We start from the raw sequence: 14541 nt of genomic DNA on the forward strand, positions 1-14541 counted from the left end.
TTGCCATAGGTACCCACCCCGTTCGTGACCCGCCCGACCAGATCATACTGGAAGGTTTGCGTCAGGCTGGGAGTCACCCCATCGGTTAGGCTGGCGATGTGGCTGGCCGCATCGTAGCCGATGGTGAGATCCTGAGCGGCGCCGGCCTGGATCCGGGTCAACCGGTAATCCTGGTCGTAGCTGTAGGTCATCTGCACGCCGTTGCCCTGCGCCAGGGCGTTCATCGAGCCGAACGGCAGGTATTGCCCTCCCGAGGCAAGCGTCACCGTCGAAGCCGTGACGTTCAGCTTGCTTGTGATGCCAACGACGCGGCCTTGCGCATCGCGTTGGTAGCTGACGAGCAGCCCGGAGGGATAGGTGATCTGGGTCAGGTTCTTATCCAGGTCGTAGCCATATCCGGCTGCATACTGAATAGAGGAGATTGTCCGATTTTCGCTGACCACATTGCCGTGTATACTTTCAGACTTTCTTTTTGTTTGACGCAAAAAGCACTCCGCCCGAGATGGCGAAGGCGAACGCTGCGAAATACAGCCACGTCAATTCCGGTTGCTCACACTCGGTTAGATAAACGACAGTACCGTGATTGTTGATTGGGTAAGTCCTTCCGAATTCAGGTCGAGGATCGCGCGGCAGCACATTGCTGTAATAAACTATCAATCCGGCATGGAATGCAAAGGAACCCAATCCCAACGCAATCAAGAGCACCGCAGCAAACCGTTTCACCAGATATGCCCAATGGGGGTAACGTTGGTCGTCGTAACTGTGTCCGCTCCGCCCTCGCCCAACCCAGCCCCAAGCGTAATCCCCGCTCCGGCTATGGATCGACCGTTAGCTCCTTTCCCAAAAAAACCATCGCCCGACGCATGCGGTCCCCAACCTCCTCCAAGGCTAACGTTGTTGAAGGGACCGTTCAAGTCGTCAATTGAGCATGCGTTGGGCGAGTAGGCAACTGATACTCCTCCTGAAACATCTGCCCCCACCCCAAGTCCTCCGCCAGCAGCGTAGTAAGTACCGAGCGCGCCTGTACCATCAATCGCAAGCCCAGCCGAGAACTGTACAACTACTGGGCCGAATTGGAAATTCAACGCAAGACCCAGCTGTCCGGTCCAAAGACCAAGAGGATCAATTAGGCTAACCGGGTTGCCTAAAGCATATGCATACAGATTGATACCGCCGTTGAGCCCGATCGGGTCTGGCTCGATGTAGCGGCCGGTGGCTGGGCGCGTAGTCGCGGAAGTAGTTGTAGTAGAGAGCGCTGGTCGGGTCCTCCTGCTGGCCGGGGAAGCGTTGCGGATTGNGGCTGGGACACCTGGTCATTCAGGATGTAGAAGACATCGCCGGCCAGGTTCTCGATGGCGAACGGCTTGCCCTCCGCAATCACCGAACCGGAGTACCAACAAACAAATTGCCTGCAACGACGGTCTAACCGGGTGTGGCGCTACCGAGTTATATCTCCTCACTTTCGACAATTAGGCCTCTGCGGCCCGATGTATCGGCCCCTTGTCAGGGGCAGAGTAGCTTAACCGGCGCGCCATCCTTCAAGAGATAGGCTTCCCTGCACTGCCTACCATCTACTTGTACTTCGCGCGAGCCCACGTCAAACGCATGAAAGAACTCTGCAAACGAGGTATGACCATCACCGTTCCAATCCATATCTTGCCACGAAAATCCCTTCCCGAATGTCTGATCGGCAACGATCGCCAAAGGAATTGCAGCAATGATAGCGAGAATGAGGATTCCACGTTTTTGCAGAGCCTTCCCCCTTACTGGTATGGAGTCCACGGTGCACTTGGAACCCACCAAGGCGCTTTGTCGGCTGGATTGGCAGGATAGTAGTTGTAGTTATTCCCATTCGCTAGTCCGTCAAAGACCAGGTTGTCTCTGATTTGTGACGGTGTTGGTGTGAAGGCCCCGAACGGATACCCAAGCTCTTCCAAACCATGCTGAAGTGGATCAGCACAATTAGAGGAGAACTTATCATAGGAATGATCTTTTCCGTAACTTCTTAGGCTGCCCTCTAGTTGATTTTCCTGAGCGTGGGTCAAGCTTAAGGGGAAACCCAAAGCGTCCCTGAACTTGTTTCGATCCAGATAGTCATCCTTTGGTTCAATCGCCATTCCGTTCGTGTTCCACGAATAGACTGTACCATTGATATTGACTGCGACATGGCCAAAAGATGAGGCGAACCAGCCAACGGGCTTGAAGAAGATGGCTTCTGTATAGAGCCCAAACCGATCCACCCGCCGGGTGGGATTCCCTTCGACGTATGTATACAAATTGATACCGCCATTGAGCCCGATCGGGTCTGGCTCTATGTAGCGGCCGGTGGCTGGGTCGTAGTCGCGGAAGTAGTTGTAGTAGAGAGCGCTGGTCGGGTCCTCCTGCTGGCCGGGGAAGCGTTGCGGATTGNCGTAGTCGCGGAAGTAGTTGTAGTAGAGAGCGCTGGTCGGGTCCTCCTGCTGGCCGGGGAAGCGTTGCGGATTGGCGCTGGTGGCGCCGACCGGCTGGGAGACGGTGTTGCCGAAGATGCCGGCGACACGCTGCCAGGCGACGGCCGCGGGCGACCCGTACAGCATCTTCTGCGGCTGGGACACCTGGTCATTCAGGATGTAGAAGACATCGCCGGCCAGGTTCTCGATGGCGAACGGCTTGCCCTCCAGATAGATGTAGTTCCTCATGAGCACGCCGAGCGGGGTGTATTCGGCGAGCAGCAGCCCATTCCGGCCGAAGATGAAGATGCCGCCTCCGCCGCTGACGGTCGAGGTCTGGCGCTGGCCGAAGGCGTTGTACTTCAGCGTGACACCCGCCACCGTCGCCAGCCGGCCGTCATCGTTGTAGGTGTATGCCTGCTGCGTGGTGTTGCCGAGCTTGCGCGAGAGCAGCGCGCCGTTGGCGTCGTAGGCGTATTTGAGTGTCGTCGATCCCGTCACCGCCTGGGCGAGCTGGGTGTTGGTGCTCGTGTAGGTGTAGGTGGTCGAGGTCGCTCCCCCGTTGACCAGCGAACGGGTCAGCCGGTTGCCGGCGGCATCATAGGTATAGCTGTCNCCCGAGGCAAGCGTCACCGTCGAAGCCGTGACGTTCAGCTTGCTTGTGATGCCAACGACGCGGCCTTGCGCATCCCGTTGGTAGCTGACGAGCAGCCCGGAGGGATAGGTGATCTGGGTCAGGTTCTTATCCAAGTCGTAGCCATAACCGGTGGTATACTGCACCGAGGAGATTGTCCGATTTTCGCTGACCAGATTGCCATAAGCGTCATAGGTGAAGCTGGCTGACCCGGCGGCGTCGGTCAGCGAGGTCAGCCGGCCCGCGCCGTAATTGCCGCCAGCAGTGGCGTCGTAAGTGTAGCTGACATTGAGCGCTGTAGCAGGAGAGGTCCGGGTCTTGATCCGGTTCAGCGCATCGTAGGTGTAGTTCACCGTGATCCTGCGGGCGTCCTTTCGCGACAGGATGTTGCCGGCCAAATCGTAGGTGTAGATGGTGGTGCCGCTGTCGGGACTGACCACCTGCGTCACAAAACCGAACCCGTTGACGGTATAGGTCGTCGGGTGCAGCCTGGGGTCGGTGATCGAAGTGACGTTGTTCTGTCCGTCATAGCCGATCTGCGTCACCGCGTTCAGCGCGTCAGTGACCTGTTTAACCCGGTTGAGGCCATCGAACGCGTTCTGCGTAGCGGCATTGCGGGGATCGGTAATCCTGGTCCGGTTGGAATTGCCGTCGTACTGGTAGGCGGTCGTCTGGTTAGCGGCCCCGATGCTGGTCAGCAGACGACCCAGCGAGTCGAAGGTCGCGCTGTTGGTCATCAGTACCTGCGACGAGCCGTTGACCACCTGTGTCTGCAGGTGGTTGGCCAAGGCGTCGAGCGTGAAGACCATCTGGTTGCTAGCCTGGTCGGTCATCGAGGTCAGCTGATGGGCCGCATTGTAGCCGTAGGTCAAAGTTACGCCCGCCGGTGTGGTCAGCGACGTCAGAAGGCCATTGACGTCATAGGTGAACGTGGTTGTCGCCGGTGTCGGGCCCTGCACTATGGCGGTCAGGAGCCTGCCCAACGGATCGTAGGTCAGGTTGGTGATGACGTTGTTCGGGTCCTTAGTCGACGTCGGCAGGCCCATGGAGTTGGTGGAGAGGATCGTCGTCACCTGGCTGAGAGCGTTGGTGACGGTAGCCAGATTGCCGGCAGTATCGTAGGTGTAGCTGGTCGTCTGGGTCAGATCCGTGCGCGGACCCGTCACGCTTTGCAGCAGACCCGCGGTCGTCCAGGTGTAGGTCCAGGTGCGGGATGGCGGGCTGTGGGCAATGGTGGTGTCCGTCTCTTTGCGCTGCGTCAGCCGGCCCGCGGCATCGTAGGTCAGATCGACCGTCAGGTTGGGCGCAACAATCTGAGTGGGCAGCTTGAAGGTGGTCGACCAAGTTGTAGTTACCGACCGCGCCAGTCCACCGGTGCCCGCATCCTCCACGCGGTTTGTTTCGTTGCCGGCACTGTCGTTGGTGAAGTTGTAAATCTTGCCATTGAAGTCGACCCGTTGCGACAGGAAGCCGTTCAAGTCGTAGGTCTGGGTCAGGGTCGCGGCCGGCACGGTGGCGCTTGCCTGGCGGGCGACGCTGGAGAGCTCGAACACCGTCGGGATAGGGATGAAGACGAAGGCGGGCCGGACCATGGTGTAGACACTCACCTGGCCGAGCGCATTGGTTACCGTGCGTTTGTCGTTGACGTCGTCGTAGACGATGCTGGTGTAGTCAGCGCCGCCAGCGCGCTGGGCGGTCAGGGCACGGCCGCGGGCGTCATAGGTGGTCGATTCGATCACCGCGCCGTTGGTGTCCTTCACCGCAGTCAGCAGCGGCGTCGACGTCGTGCCGCGGTCGTATTCGTAAGTCGTGGAATCGATCAACGTGTTGTCGGCCTTGCGCCGCGTGACCTGGGTCAGCAGCTCCGTGCCCGGGACCGATACGCCCCCAACTGACTGTTGCTGAAAGGTGTACTGCAGCTTAGTGCCGTCTGGCAGAACCACCTGCGTCACGACGTTGCCCGTCCAGGTGAAGGTCACCGAACGGCCCAGACTGTCGGTCAAGCCGGTCAGGTGGTTGCCGCCGTCGTAGGTGTAGTTCCGGATGTAGCCGCCCTTCCAGGTCGTCTGCGTCACAATATAGGCGCCGTTCACAAGCGCCAGAGTATCGGTCCGGTCGTTCTCGTCCGTGTACTTGTAGGTCCCCAGGGTTTCTTCAACGATTTTATCGCGCGCATCGGGCGTGCTGTAGTGATATAGCTCGTTGTTGTTGTTATACTGACCTTCGATGGTGAGCGCCTTCCAGACGCCTAATGCATTCGGATCGTATTGATACATCGTATTCATGAAGCGGGTCCGAGCCCCATCCTCACGGCGGATGATCATGTTGTAGTGAGGGTAGACTATCTCGACATGCCGCCCCAGGATGTCCATCTGCCACACACCGCCCATGCCATCGTTGGAGCCAGAAGGAGGCATCATCATGCTGCGGTAGTAACGCTTGACCTCAATTGGATAGGCCCCGCCGCTGGTGTAGTCGGTGACCATCTCCACCTTGGCGCCAGACGAGAGGGAGACCGGGTCGCCCACCGTAGGGCAGGATCCCGGCGTGCCAAGACTACCCCCGCACAGCGGCTCTGCCGTTTTGGGGTAGTCGGATGGGACGCAGGCCCCCTGGGCCCCCTTGTCAGTTCCGTCGCACCCCAGCAGGACGACGATCGTCGGAGTGCCGTTAGCGCCAGCACTCATCTTGCATCCCATGGCCGAGTGTATGGTGCCATCGCTCGGGTCGGTACTGTCGGGCCATGCCGTCACCGCGATGAGGCCATAGACCTGAAAGCCGAAGTTGGGCACGTAACTGTTTTGAACCGATGAGCAGGCCTCGCCTGGGGTTGGATAGAGGACCGGATGGTTGTAATCGTTGCTACCCGGGACGATACCGCCCCAGCCACTGGCCATGCTAGCGCTCGAGGTGGCCAGAACAGTCAGCGCGCAGATAAGACCAATGGCCCAGTTGCTGAATCTGATCGAAATCAAACTCAATGCTGCATGCATGGTTGCCCCCTGTATAAATCCAAGAAATTGCCCAGATCGGATAGGGGCAATCGCGCCAATTCGATAGCTGTCGACTACTGTTGAGTCGGGGAAGGTTGTATCGGAGTCTCCGGAAGGCCCCGCGCTGCAGTACTGGAAGCCGCCGAGGCATTGTTCGGTCCCGCCGACTTAGGCATCGGCTTTTCGCTGCCGGTTGCTTTGTTTGGCAGCGGCAATATCGCAACGTTGGATTGCTGCCCGGCGGGCGTCGTCGCTGGCTTGGGGTCGGTTACCTTGGGCAACGTCGTCGGCAACGACTCAGCATATGCAGCCGAGAGCACAAGCGAAGCCAACCCGATACTGAGAGAAATCCGACGCAATATCTTCATCGCGATCCTAATATCCCTGTATGCTTCAGTGAAGTCTACTTCATTTCCAATACATGCAAGATCCGTTGTAGAAAACGGAAGCGATCAACCGTAATCTCAATAGGAAATACTTATATACCCCATTATCAACGATCCCGTTTAACGGAGTTCGCAACAGGTGATTCGTATTATGGCTAAGCGTATACAAATTGAGGTTAGCAGGTATCTTCTCTGCGGGCAACTAGAACAAAGTTCAGCATTACCTAATATATATAACTAGGTATATCCAACTAACCACATTACTTGGTCTGCTCCATTCTGGTTAACAATGTCTGAGTATTCCGCTCGATCGAGCGACAGAATCTAGCTAGCCCGGCGCACTGCACGGCTACATCCGCATCAAAAGACCGCCGTCGACGGCGAGCTCGATGCCGGTGATGTAGCTTGCCGCATCGGAAAGCAGGAAGAGCGCGGCATTGGCCATGTCCTGCGGCGTGCCGATGCGGCCGAGCGGCGCATAATTGGCAACGGCAGCGCGTTTCTCCTCGGTATCCCATCGCGCCTGCAGCGGCGTCAACGCCATGCCCGGGCAGATCGAATTGGAGCGGATGCCATCGCCCGCCAACTGCATGGCGAGCGACTTCGACAGCGCACAGACGCCGGCCTTCGATGCCTGGTAGGCATCCTGCGGGGTCGGATCGCCGCGATACCACTGGATGGTGGAGAAGTGCACCATGGCGCCGCCGCGTCCGCCGGCCCGCATATGGGGAACCACCGCCCGCGCGGTGTGGACGAAGGATTTCAGATTGATGTTGAAGACCTGGTCCCAGACATCAAGGTCCATCTCGAGGGCCGACTTGTCGCGGCCGAACCAGAGCACGCCTGCGACATTGGCGAGATAATCGATGCCGCCGCGCTTGCGGCCCGCGGCATTGATGGTCTGCTCGACAAAGGCGGCGTCGGTGAGGTCGCCCTGGGCAAAGGTGAGCCGGTCGTCATAGGCGGCAAGCGACGCCGGACGCGGCTTGACGTCGATGGCGGTGACCGAGGCGCCGGCCTCGAGCAGCGCCAGCGAGATCGCCTCGCCCATGCCGCCACCGGCGCCGGTGACGACCGCGTGCCTGCCGGTGAAATCATAAGCGATCATCCGAACCCCCTCATTTGTTTTTACAACATCAGTTTCGCTGATTTGTTGGCTCAAGCGAATTCGTCTGACTTTTCAAACGCCGGCTCCTACATAGCAGCGCGAGATGGGAATGTGACATGTCGGCAGAGACCTTAAGCGAAAATTCCGTGGCCAGCGACTTCTGGGACGGCGTGCGGCTGTCGATGCCGGTGGTTGTCGCTGCGGCGCCATTTGGGCTGCTGTTCGGCGCCATCGCCGTCGACAACGGCTTTTCCGTTCTCGAAGCTTTCTTGATGAGCGCGCTGATCTTCGGCGGCGCCAGCCAGATGGTCGGCATCGAACTGTTCGGCCAGCATGTCGCGCCATGGCTGGTCGTGCTGTCGATCTTCGCGGTGAATTTCCGTCACGTGCTTTACTCCGCCACCATCGGCCGGCGAATCGCGCACTGGCCGGTTATCAGCCAAGCACTGGGCTATTTCGTGCTCACCGATCCGCAGTTCGCGGTGGCCGAGCGCAGGGCCGAAGCCGGCGAGACCGTCGGCTTTGCCTGGTACATGGGCCTTGGCCTGCCGGTCTATGTGTTCTGGGGGATTGAAAGCGCGCTGGGTGCGGTGTTCGGCAAGCTGATCCCCGACACGCATGCCCTGGGCATCGATTTCCTGCTGCCGATCTATTTCCTCGGGCTGGTCATGGGCTTTCGCAAGCGGCCGCTGTGGCTGCCGGTGGTGATCGCCAGCGCCGCGGCGTCGATCATTGCCTACAAAACTGTGGGCTCGCCCTGGCACGTCTCCATCGGCGCCGTTGCCGGCGTGCTTCTGGCCGTCATCCTGCCGCCGCACCATAGCGGTGTGGAGGCAAAACGATGAGCGCGACCTTGTGGATCATCATTGCCGGCGCGATCGCCACCTATCTCACCCGCGTCGGCGGCCATCTGGTGATCTCGCGCTTCGACCACATCCATCCACGCGTCGAGGCTGGCTTGAACGCCGTGCCGGCGGCGGTGTTGACGACGCTGGTGGCGCCCGCCGCACTCAGCGCCGGACCGGCGGAATGGGCGGCCCTGGTCGTCGCCGCTGTGGTCTCGCTACGTGGCGGCCTGATGGCGATGTTTCTGGCAGGGGCGGTGGTGCTGATCCTAGCGCGGCAGTTTGTGGCATAGGGCGCCTGCCGGCAGAACAGTTTCGAACTGTCGGCGCCGCCCCTCATTGCCCTGCCGGGCGTTCGTCACTCGAAAAGCCAAGCAATTGGCTTTTCGTCCGCTTCGCGGACCGCTCCTCACCTCCCCGTATAGTGACGGGGAGAAAGAAGCTCATTTCAAATCTTGGCGTCGTGCGGTAGCGGCGCTGTTGCCTTCTCCAGCCAGGCCAGCGTCTCGCCGTCGAGCATCGGGCCGATCTCGGCCAGCACCCCGGCATGGTAAGTATCCAGCCAGTGCAACTCCTCGCGCGTCAGCAGGTCGGTGCGGATCAGCCTGACATCGATCGGCGCCAGTGTCAGCGTCTCGAAACCGTGCATGGCAATGTCGCCGCCTTCGACCTGTTCGGCAGGCGTAACCAGGATCAGGTTCTCGATGCGGATGCCGTAGGAGCCTTCCTTGTAATAGCCGGGCTCGTTGGACAGCATCATGCCGGCCAGCAGCTTTTCGGTGCCGGTGCGGGCGATGCGCTGCGGCCCTTCGTGCACCGCCAGATAGGAGCCGACGCCATGGCCGGTGCCGTGGGCAAAGTCGCAGCCATGCTTCCACAGCGCCATGCGCGCCACTGCGTCGATTTCCGAGCCGCGCGTGCCGGCGGGAAAGCGCAGCGTGGAAATGCCGATCATGCCTTTCAGCACCAGTGTGAAGCGCTCGCGCATCTCCTCGGTCGGCTGGCCGATCGGCACGGTGCGGGTGATGTCGGTGGTGCCGTCCTGATACTGGGCGCCGGAATCGAGCAGGAACAGCTCGCCCTTTGCCAGCTTGCGATTGGTGGCGCGCGACACACGGTAGTGCATGATGGCGCCGTTCGGCCCGGCGCCGGAAATGGTGTCGAAGGAGACATCGCGCAGCGGCATCTGCGTTTCCTCGCCGGTCTGCCGGCGCGTTTCCTCCAACTTGGTGACAACGGTTATTTCGTCGAGCGTGCCCGGCTTCTGCCGTTCCAGCCAGCACAGCAGTTTCGCCACCGCCGCCCCGTCTCGGCGGTGCGCGGCGCGGCTGCCGGCGATTTCCGCTGGGTTTTTGGTGGCGCGCGGAATGCGGGCGGGATCGGCCGCTGAAACAAATGCGCCGCCATTGTCCTCGACCAGCATTCTCAGCTTTTCCGCCGCCAGCACCGGATCGAGCGCGATCTTGGCGCCGCCATTGGCAAGGGCTGCGACCGCCGCTTCGAACTCGCCGGGTTCGTGCAAATCAGCAAGCTGGGTGAGATAGGCGGCGACCGTGCGCGAAAACTTGCGCTGGTCCATGAACAGCTGGTGCTTGCCGTCGGCGGCAAGGATCGCGAAGCCGAGCGCCAGCGGCGTGTGCGGCACGTCGCCGCCACGGATGTTGAAGGCCCAGGCGATCGAGGAGGGGTCGGTGAGCACGGCGTGCGACGCGCCCTCCTTGCCGATTACCGCCGCCAGCCGCGCCAGCTTGTCCTTGGCGAGTTCCCCGGCAAAGCCGATCGGGTGGATTTCGACCGGCGCCACGGGCCGTGCCGGCTGATCCTTCCAGATGATGTCGATCGGGTTCCTGTCGAGCGGCACCAGCGTCGCGCCGGATTGCTCGGCCGAGGTTTTCAGCGCCTTGACCTCAGCGATCGTGTGCAGCCAGGGGTCGAAGCCAAGCCTGGCGCGCTTGCCGAGATTGTCCTTGATCCAGGAGGCCGGCGGGTTGTCGACGAGACTCTCGATTGCAAAAATGTCGAGATCGACTTCGTGGCGCACTTGCAAGGTATAGCGGCCATCGACGAACATGAAGGCGCGGTCACGCTGCACAAGTGCTACGCCGGCCGAGCCGCTGAAGCCGGTCAACCATTTCAGCCGCGCCGAGCGATCGGCGACATATTCGCCCTGGTGCTCGTCGGCGCGCGGCACCAGGAAACCGTCGAGGCCATTATCCGCCAGCCATCGCCGCAGCAACGTCACGCGCGGCTTGCCGACGCTGGGGTCGCCTGCGGAATCGAAGGTCTGGAACATGGTATGCCTCCTGTATCGGGCGTGACCGTAGCGCATGACCCGGAAAACCGGAATCGATTTTCGCCAATCGCAACAGGCTCGGATTGGTCCAAAGCGCGTTGCGTCTCAGTGCTTGAGGTGGATCGTTACCCAGCCTTCGCGGTGCAAGGTCCTGACATGGCGGAAATTCTGGCCGACATAGGCCGAGATCACCGCATTGCACTGGCGCCCGAGGATGCCGGACAGCACGATCGAGCCGCCGAGGCTGATGTGCCTCGCCATCTCAGGCGCCAGCCGCATCAGCGGCCGCGCCAATATGTTGGCGACGATGAGGTCGAAAGGCGCGCGCTTGCCGAAGATCGGGTGGTGGAAGCCGGGCGCCGTCACCGTTTCGACCAGCGCCTTGACGTGGTTGAGGCGGGCGTTGGCGGCGGCGACCCTGACGGCGATCGGATCGATGTCGGTCGCCAGCACCGGAATATGCGCCAGTTTGGCGACGGCGATCGCCAGCACCGCGCTGCCGGTGCCGAGGTCGAGGGCATTCCTGGGACGTTCGCGGCGCACGACCCGTTCCAGCATTTCGAGGCAGCCGGCAGTGGTGCCGTGATGGCCGGTGCCGAAGGCAAGGCCAGCCTCGATCTCGATGGCGAGTTCGCCGCTGTGGCGCTTCCGGCGGTCATGCGCGCCATGGACGAAGAAACGTCCGGCGCGCACCGGTTTCAGTCCCTCCAGCGAGCGCGCCACCCAGTCGATATCGGGCAGAACCTCGCGCTCGATCGGCTTCGACAGGGACAGTCCGGCAAGGCTGTCCCTTAGCCGCGCCTCAACCGCGTCGACATTGCCGTCGGTGTAGAGCGAAACCTCGTAGATGTCGCGGTCTTCATCGAGTTCGAGCACGGCGATCGGCAGGCCTTCATCCTCGAAAGCCGGCTCGAGCGCGGCAAAGATGCGGTCGGCCTCGATCTTCCCAGCGATGAAGTGGAGCCTGGTCTGACCCATCAGTTGGTCTCTTGCTTGAGCATGATCTCTGGACAACACTTTTCTGTCCGAGAAAACCGGATTCCACATTTAGGGATCATGCCTAGCCTGCTGCCAGCCGCTTCAGCTTGGCAATCGCGGTATCGGCGCTTTCGCCATAGGCGATGGTGCCCGAAAACTCGCCCTTGGCATTGAGCAGCAGCGCCGAGGCGGTGTGGTCCATCGTATAATCGCCGTCGCCGGTGTCGACCTTCTTCCAGTAGATGTTGAAGGACTTCGCCATGGCGTGCACCTTGTCGGGATCGCCCGATATGCCGACGATGCGGTCGGAGAAATTGCTGACGTAAGTGTTCATCACAGGCGGCGTGTCGCGCTCTGGATCGACGGTAACGAAGTAGGCGTTGAGGTTCTTGCCGTCGTCGCCCAGCGTCTTCAGCCAGCCGGCCATTTCGAACAAAGTGGTCGGGCAGACTTCCGGGCAATGGGTGAAGCCGAAGAAGACGATGCTGGGTTTTCCCCGGAAGGCGGCTTCGGTGATTGGCGCGCCTTTCTGGTCGACCAGCGTGAATGGCGCGCCATACGGTTCGCCACCATAGTGGCCGCGATAGAAGTCAAAGGTGAGCCAGCCGATGCCCGCCGCCATCAGAACGAGAATGCCGACCAGAATTGAACGCATCATCAGGAATTGTCCGTAGCAGAAATCATCGAGCGCCGGATCGGCGCCTCTCTGCCGGCAGTCTTAGCCGGTCGCAGGGGGCAAGGCAAAGATGCCGCGTTGCCGCAACCGGGCTGGGCGCTACCTTGCAAACAGCTGGCCCTTATCCCACCTGAGACCGGCAAACTGAACCTGAGGAGGCTCCCTTGCAAAGACGGACTGGGCAGAGACGGATTGGGCAGAAACTGATCGGCGGCGCGCTGGCCGCATGCATTGCCCTTGGCGCCGGTGCCGCAGCGGCAGAGGAAGTCGGCAAGGTCGGCGTCGATTGGGTCGGCAACGACATCATCGTCGAGGCGATCAAGGATCCCAAGATCGACGGCGTGACCTGCCATGTCTCCTATTTCGACCGCAGCGTCATCGACCGGCTGCACAAGGGCAACTGGTTCGAGGATCCGTCTGATTCCTCGATCTCCTGCCGCCAGACCGGGCCGATCACCATCGGCGACATCGACATGAGCGAGGGCGGCGAAGAGGTGTTCAAGCAAGGCATCAGCCTGATCTGGAAGAAGCAGGTGGTGAACCGCATCTACGACAAGAAGAACGAGACGCTGATCTATCTCTCGCATTCGCGCCAAGTGCAGGACGGCTCGGCGAAAATGTCGGTGACGACCGTGCCGCTGTTCGGCCAGAACGTGGTGTGGACCGGCGGCAAGCCGAAATAACGATCCTCCGGGCGCAACGCGACAATTGCTTCCGCAATTGCGCGGGGGTAAATCCGCCAGATGGACCGTACCGAAAACCTCGTCCTGAAAGATCCCGAGCCGCGCATCCATTCGACCGCGGAGCTGAAAGCGTGCAAGCTTGGCCGCTATGCCTCGATCGGCGAACGGGTGGTGCTGCGCGAGGTCAATGTCGGCGATTTCTCCTATTTCGAGCGCCACGCCGAGGCGATCTACACGACGATCGGAAAATTCTGCTCGATCGCCGCCAACAGCCGCATCAATGCCTTGGAGCATCCGATCGAGCGGATCACGCAGCACAAGCTCAGCTACCGGCCGAACGAGTATTTCCGCTGGCTGGGCGTCGACGCGGCGTTCCGCGCGCGGCGGCAGGCCAAGGCGGTCGGCATCGGCAATGATGTCTGGATCGGCCATGGCGCCGTCATCATGCCCGAGATCAGCATCGGCAATGGCGCCATCATCGGCGCCAATTCGGTGGTGACGCGGGATGTGCCGGCCTACACAATCGTCGCCGGCGTACCGGCGAAGCCGTTGCGCATGCGCTTTCCCTCCGAGATCGCGGCGCGGATCGAAAGCCTTGCCTGGTGGGACTGGCCGCCGGAGAAACTCGCCAAAGCGGTTCCCGACATGCAGGCCTTGCCGATTGAGGATTTCCTCGATCGTTGGGAGCAAGAGCATTCCTGAGAGCTCGCCGCGCGTGCGCGGTTTCATCGACTGGCTGGCCGAAATCCTGGCGCCAAAATTCTGAACGGCACGTGTCGGGAAGAGTTCCGCCGGTCTGCGGCAACGCAACGGACCCCTTCCGCCATGCGGGGGTGGCGCAGCGGAAGGGGCTTGGAGACAAATCCGCCGTGAAGCGGAACGAACAGGTTTTGGCCTGCATGGTGACTAATGGCAACAAACCGATAAGGCGGCTTTTCACGGCGCTGCGCCTTTGGCGTGCATACAATTGCACCAGCGATGCCCTCTGCGACAGGGAACCGGAAGCGGCTGCCGGTTGTTTATTGTTGGAGCGATGAATGCGGCCTTGGTCAGCTCGTCGCGCTTTGAACGGTTGAGGATGTGAATGATCGAAAAGCTGTTTACCAGAATCGCCAACACCGTTTCGCACTTGGCGGGCCTGCCGCCGACTTTCATCGCCTGTTGCGCCATCGTTATCGTCTGGGCGGTAAGCGGGCCATTCTTCGGCTTCTCCGATACGTGGCAGCTCGTCATCAACACGGGAACGACGATCATCACCTTTTTGATGGTGTTCCTGATTCAGAACACCCAGAACCGCGACGGCGCCGCGGTTCAGGCCAAGCTCGACGAACTGATCCGCGTCAGCGAGGGCCACAATCATTTCATCGGCATCGAGCACCTGACCGAATCCGAGGTCGAGGAGATCAGAGACAAATGCGAGCGGGCGGCAAAACGCCATGACCACGAGCTCGCCGAACTGGCGGGCAAGAAGGCCGTCGCGCAAAAGCGCACCGCGAAAAAACGCGCGCCCGCCTGA

At 60.8% G+C, this 14541-nt stretch carries 12 protein-coding genes; 5 read left to right on the plus strand and 7 right to left on the minus strand.

Features of this window, described 5'->3' with window-relative positions; genetic code table 11:
• The 4 genes from X728_RS01000000167230 to X728_RS140260 all read right to left on the minus strand — a co-directional run.
• On the minus strand, nt 1-485 hold a 485-nt coding region (locus X728_RS01000000167230; protein WP_196815109.1), incomplete at its 3' end, for an RHS repeat domain-containing protein.
• The gene (locus tag X728_RS1000000171130; protein WP_196815110.1) at nt 460-723 is read right to left on the minus strand and encodes a hypothetical protein; all 264 of its coding nucleotides are present in this window, start codon (nt 721-723) and stop codon (nt 460-462) included. The genes X728_RS1000000171130 and X728_RS01000000167230, both read right to left, overlap by 26 nt.
• 1040 nt (nt 724-1763) lie before the next feature.
• On the minus strand, nt 1764-6056 hold the full coding sequence (locus X728_RS140265; RefSeq protein ID WP_081732497.1) for an RHS repeat-associated core domain-containing protein: 4293 nt from the start codon (nt 6054-6056) through the stop codon (nt 1764-1766).
• A gap of 735 nt (nt 6057-6791) precedes the next feature.
• Entirely contained in the window at nt 6792-7550 is a 759-nt protein-coding gene (locus X728_RS140260; protein ID WP_023688040.1) for an SDR family oxidoreductase, read from the minus strand.
• Between the two features lie 116 nt (nt 7551-7666).
• Here X728_RS140260 and X728_RS140255 point away from each other — a divergent pair, with 116 nt between their 5' ends.
• Entirely contained in the window at nt 7667-8395 is a 729-nt protein-coding gene (locus X728_RS140255; RefSeq protein WP_023832874.1) for an AzlC family ABC transporter permease, read from the plus strand.
• Entirely contained in the window at nt 8392-8688 is a 297-nt protein-coding gene (locus X728_RS140250) for an AzlD family protein (protein ID WP_023690882.1), read from the plus strand. Before X728_RS140255 ends, X728_RS140250 begins: the two co-directional genes overlap by 4 nt.
• 155 nt (nt 8689-8843) lie before the next feature.
• Here X728_RS140250 and X728_RS140245 read toward each other — a convergent pair whose 3' ends face one another.
• The 3 genes from X728_RS140245 to X728_RS140235 form a co-directional block, all read right to left on the minus strand.
• Nucleotides 8844-10688 (minus strand): aminopeptidase P family protein, encoded by a 1845-nt coding sequence (locus tag X728_RS140245; protein WP_023832875.1) that lies wholly within the window; start codon nt 10686-10688, stop codon nt 8844-8846.
• A gap of 105 nt (nt 10689-10793) precedes the next feature.
• Nucleotides 10794-11666 carry a 50S ribosomal protein L11 methyltransferase gene (locus tag X728_RS140240; RefSeq protein ID WP_023832876.1) on the minus strand — a complete coding sequence of 291 codons (873 nt, stop codon included), beginning with the start codon at nt 11664-11666 and terminating at the stop codon, nt 10794-10796.
• Nucleotides 11667-11748: 82 nt separating this feature from the next.
• Complete coding sequence (locus tag X728_RS140235) at nt 11749-12324, minus strand: SCO family protein (protein WP_023697009.1); 576 nt, start codon at nt 12322-12324, stop codon at nt 11749-11751.
• Between the two features lie 182 nt (nt 12325-12506).
• Between X728_RS140235 and X728_RS140230 the strand changes: the two genes are divergently transcribed.
• From X728_RS140230 to X728_RS140220, 3 genes are all read left to right on the plus strand, one after another.
• Complete coding sequence (locus X728_RS140230) at nt 12507-13025, plus strand: CreA family protein (protein WP_023753104.1); 519 nt, start codon at nt 12507-12509, stop codon at nt 13023-13025.
• Nucleotides 13026-13085: 60 nt separating this feature from the next.
• Nucleotides 13086-13727, plus strand: coding sequence for a DapH/DapD/GlmU-related protein (locus X728_RS140225; RefSeq protein WP_023733062.1), 642 nt, complete (start codon nt 13086-13088; stop codon nt 13725-13727).
• A gap of 382 nt (nt 13728-14109) precedes the next feature.
• Nucleotides 14110-14541 (plus strand): low affinity iron permease family protein, encoded by a 432-nt coding sequence (locus X728_RS140220; protein WP_023750938.1) that lies wholly within the window; start codon nt 14110-14112, stop codon nt 14539-14541.

Origin of the sequence: Mesorhizobium sp. L103C119B0 (genome assembly GCF_000502235.1) — a bacterium.
In the GTDB taxonomy this organism is placed as follows: Bacteria; Pseudomonadota; Alphaproteobacteria; order Rhizobiales; family Rhizobiaceae; genus Mesorhizobium.

Bases quoted from the DNA above. Each gene is read 5' to 3' on its own strand.
- X728_RS140250 (WP_023690882.1), top strand. From the start codon at position 8,392: ATGAGCGCGACCTTGTGGATCATCATTGCCGGCGCGATCGCCACCTAT.
- X728_RS140235 (WP_023697009.1), bottom strand. From the start codon at position 12,324: ATGATGCGTTCAATTCTGGTCGGCATTCTCGTTCTGATGGCGGCGGGC.
- X728_RS140240 (WP_023832876.1), bottom strand. From the start codon at position 11,666: ATGGGTCAGACCAGGCTCCACTTCATCGCTGGGAAGATCGAGGCCGAC.
- X728_RS140225 (WP_023733062.1), top strand. From the start codon at position 13,086: ATGGACCGTACCGAAAACCTCGTCCTGAAAGATCCCGAGCCGCGCATC.
- X728_RS140220 (WP_023750938.1), top strand. From the start codon at position 14,110: ATGATCGAAAAGCTGTTTACCAGAATCGCCAACACCGTTTCGCACTTG.
- X728_RS140245 (WP_023832875.1), bottom strand. From the start codon at position 10,688: ATGTTCCAGACCTTCGATTCCGCAGGCGACCCCAGCGTCGGCAAGCCG.
- X728_RS140255 (WP_023832874.1), top strand. From the start codon at position 7,667: ATGTCGGCAGAGACCTTAAGCGAAAATTCCGTGGCCAGCGACTTCTGG.
- X728_RS140260 (WP_023688040.1), bottom strand. From the start codon at position 7,550: ATGATCGCTTATGATTTCACCGGCAGGCACGCGGTCGTCACCGGCGCC.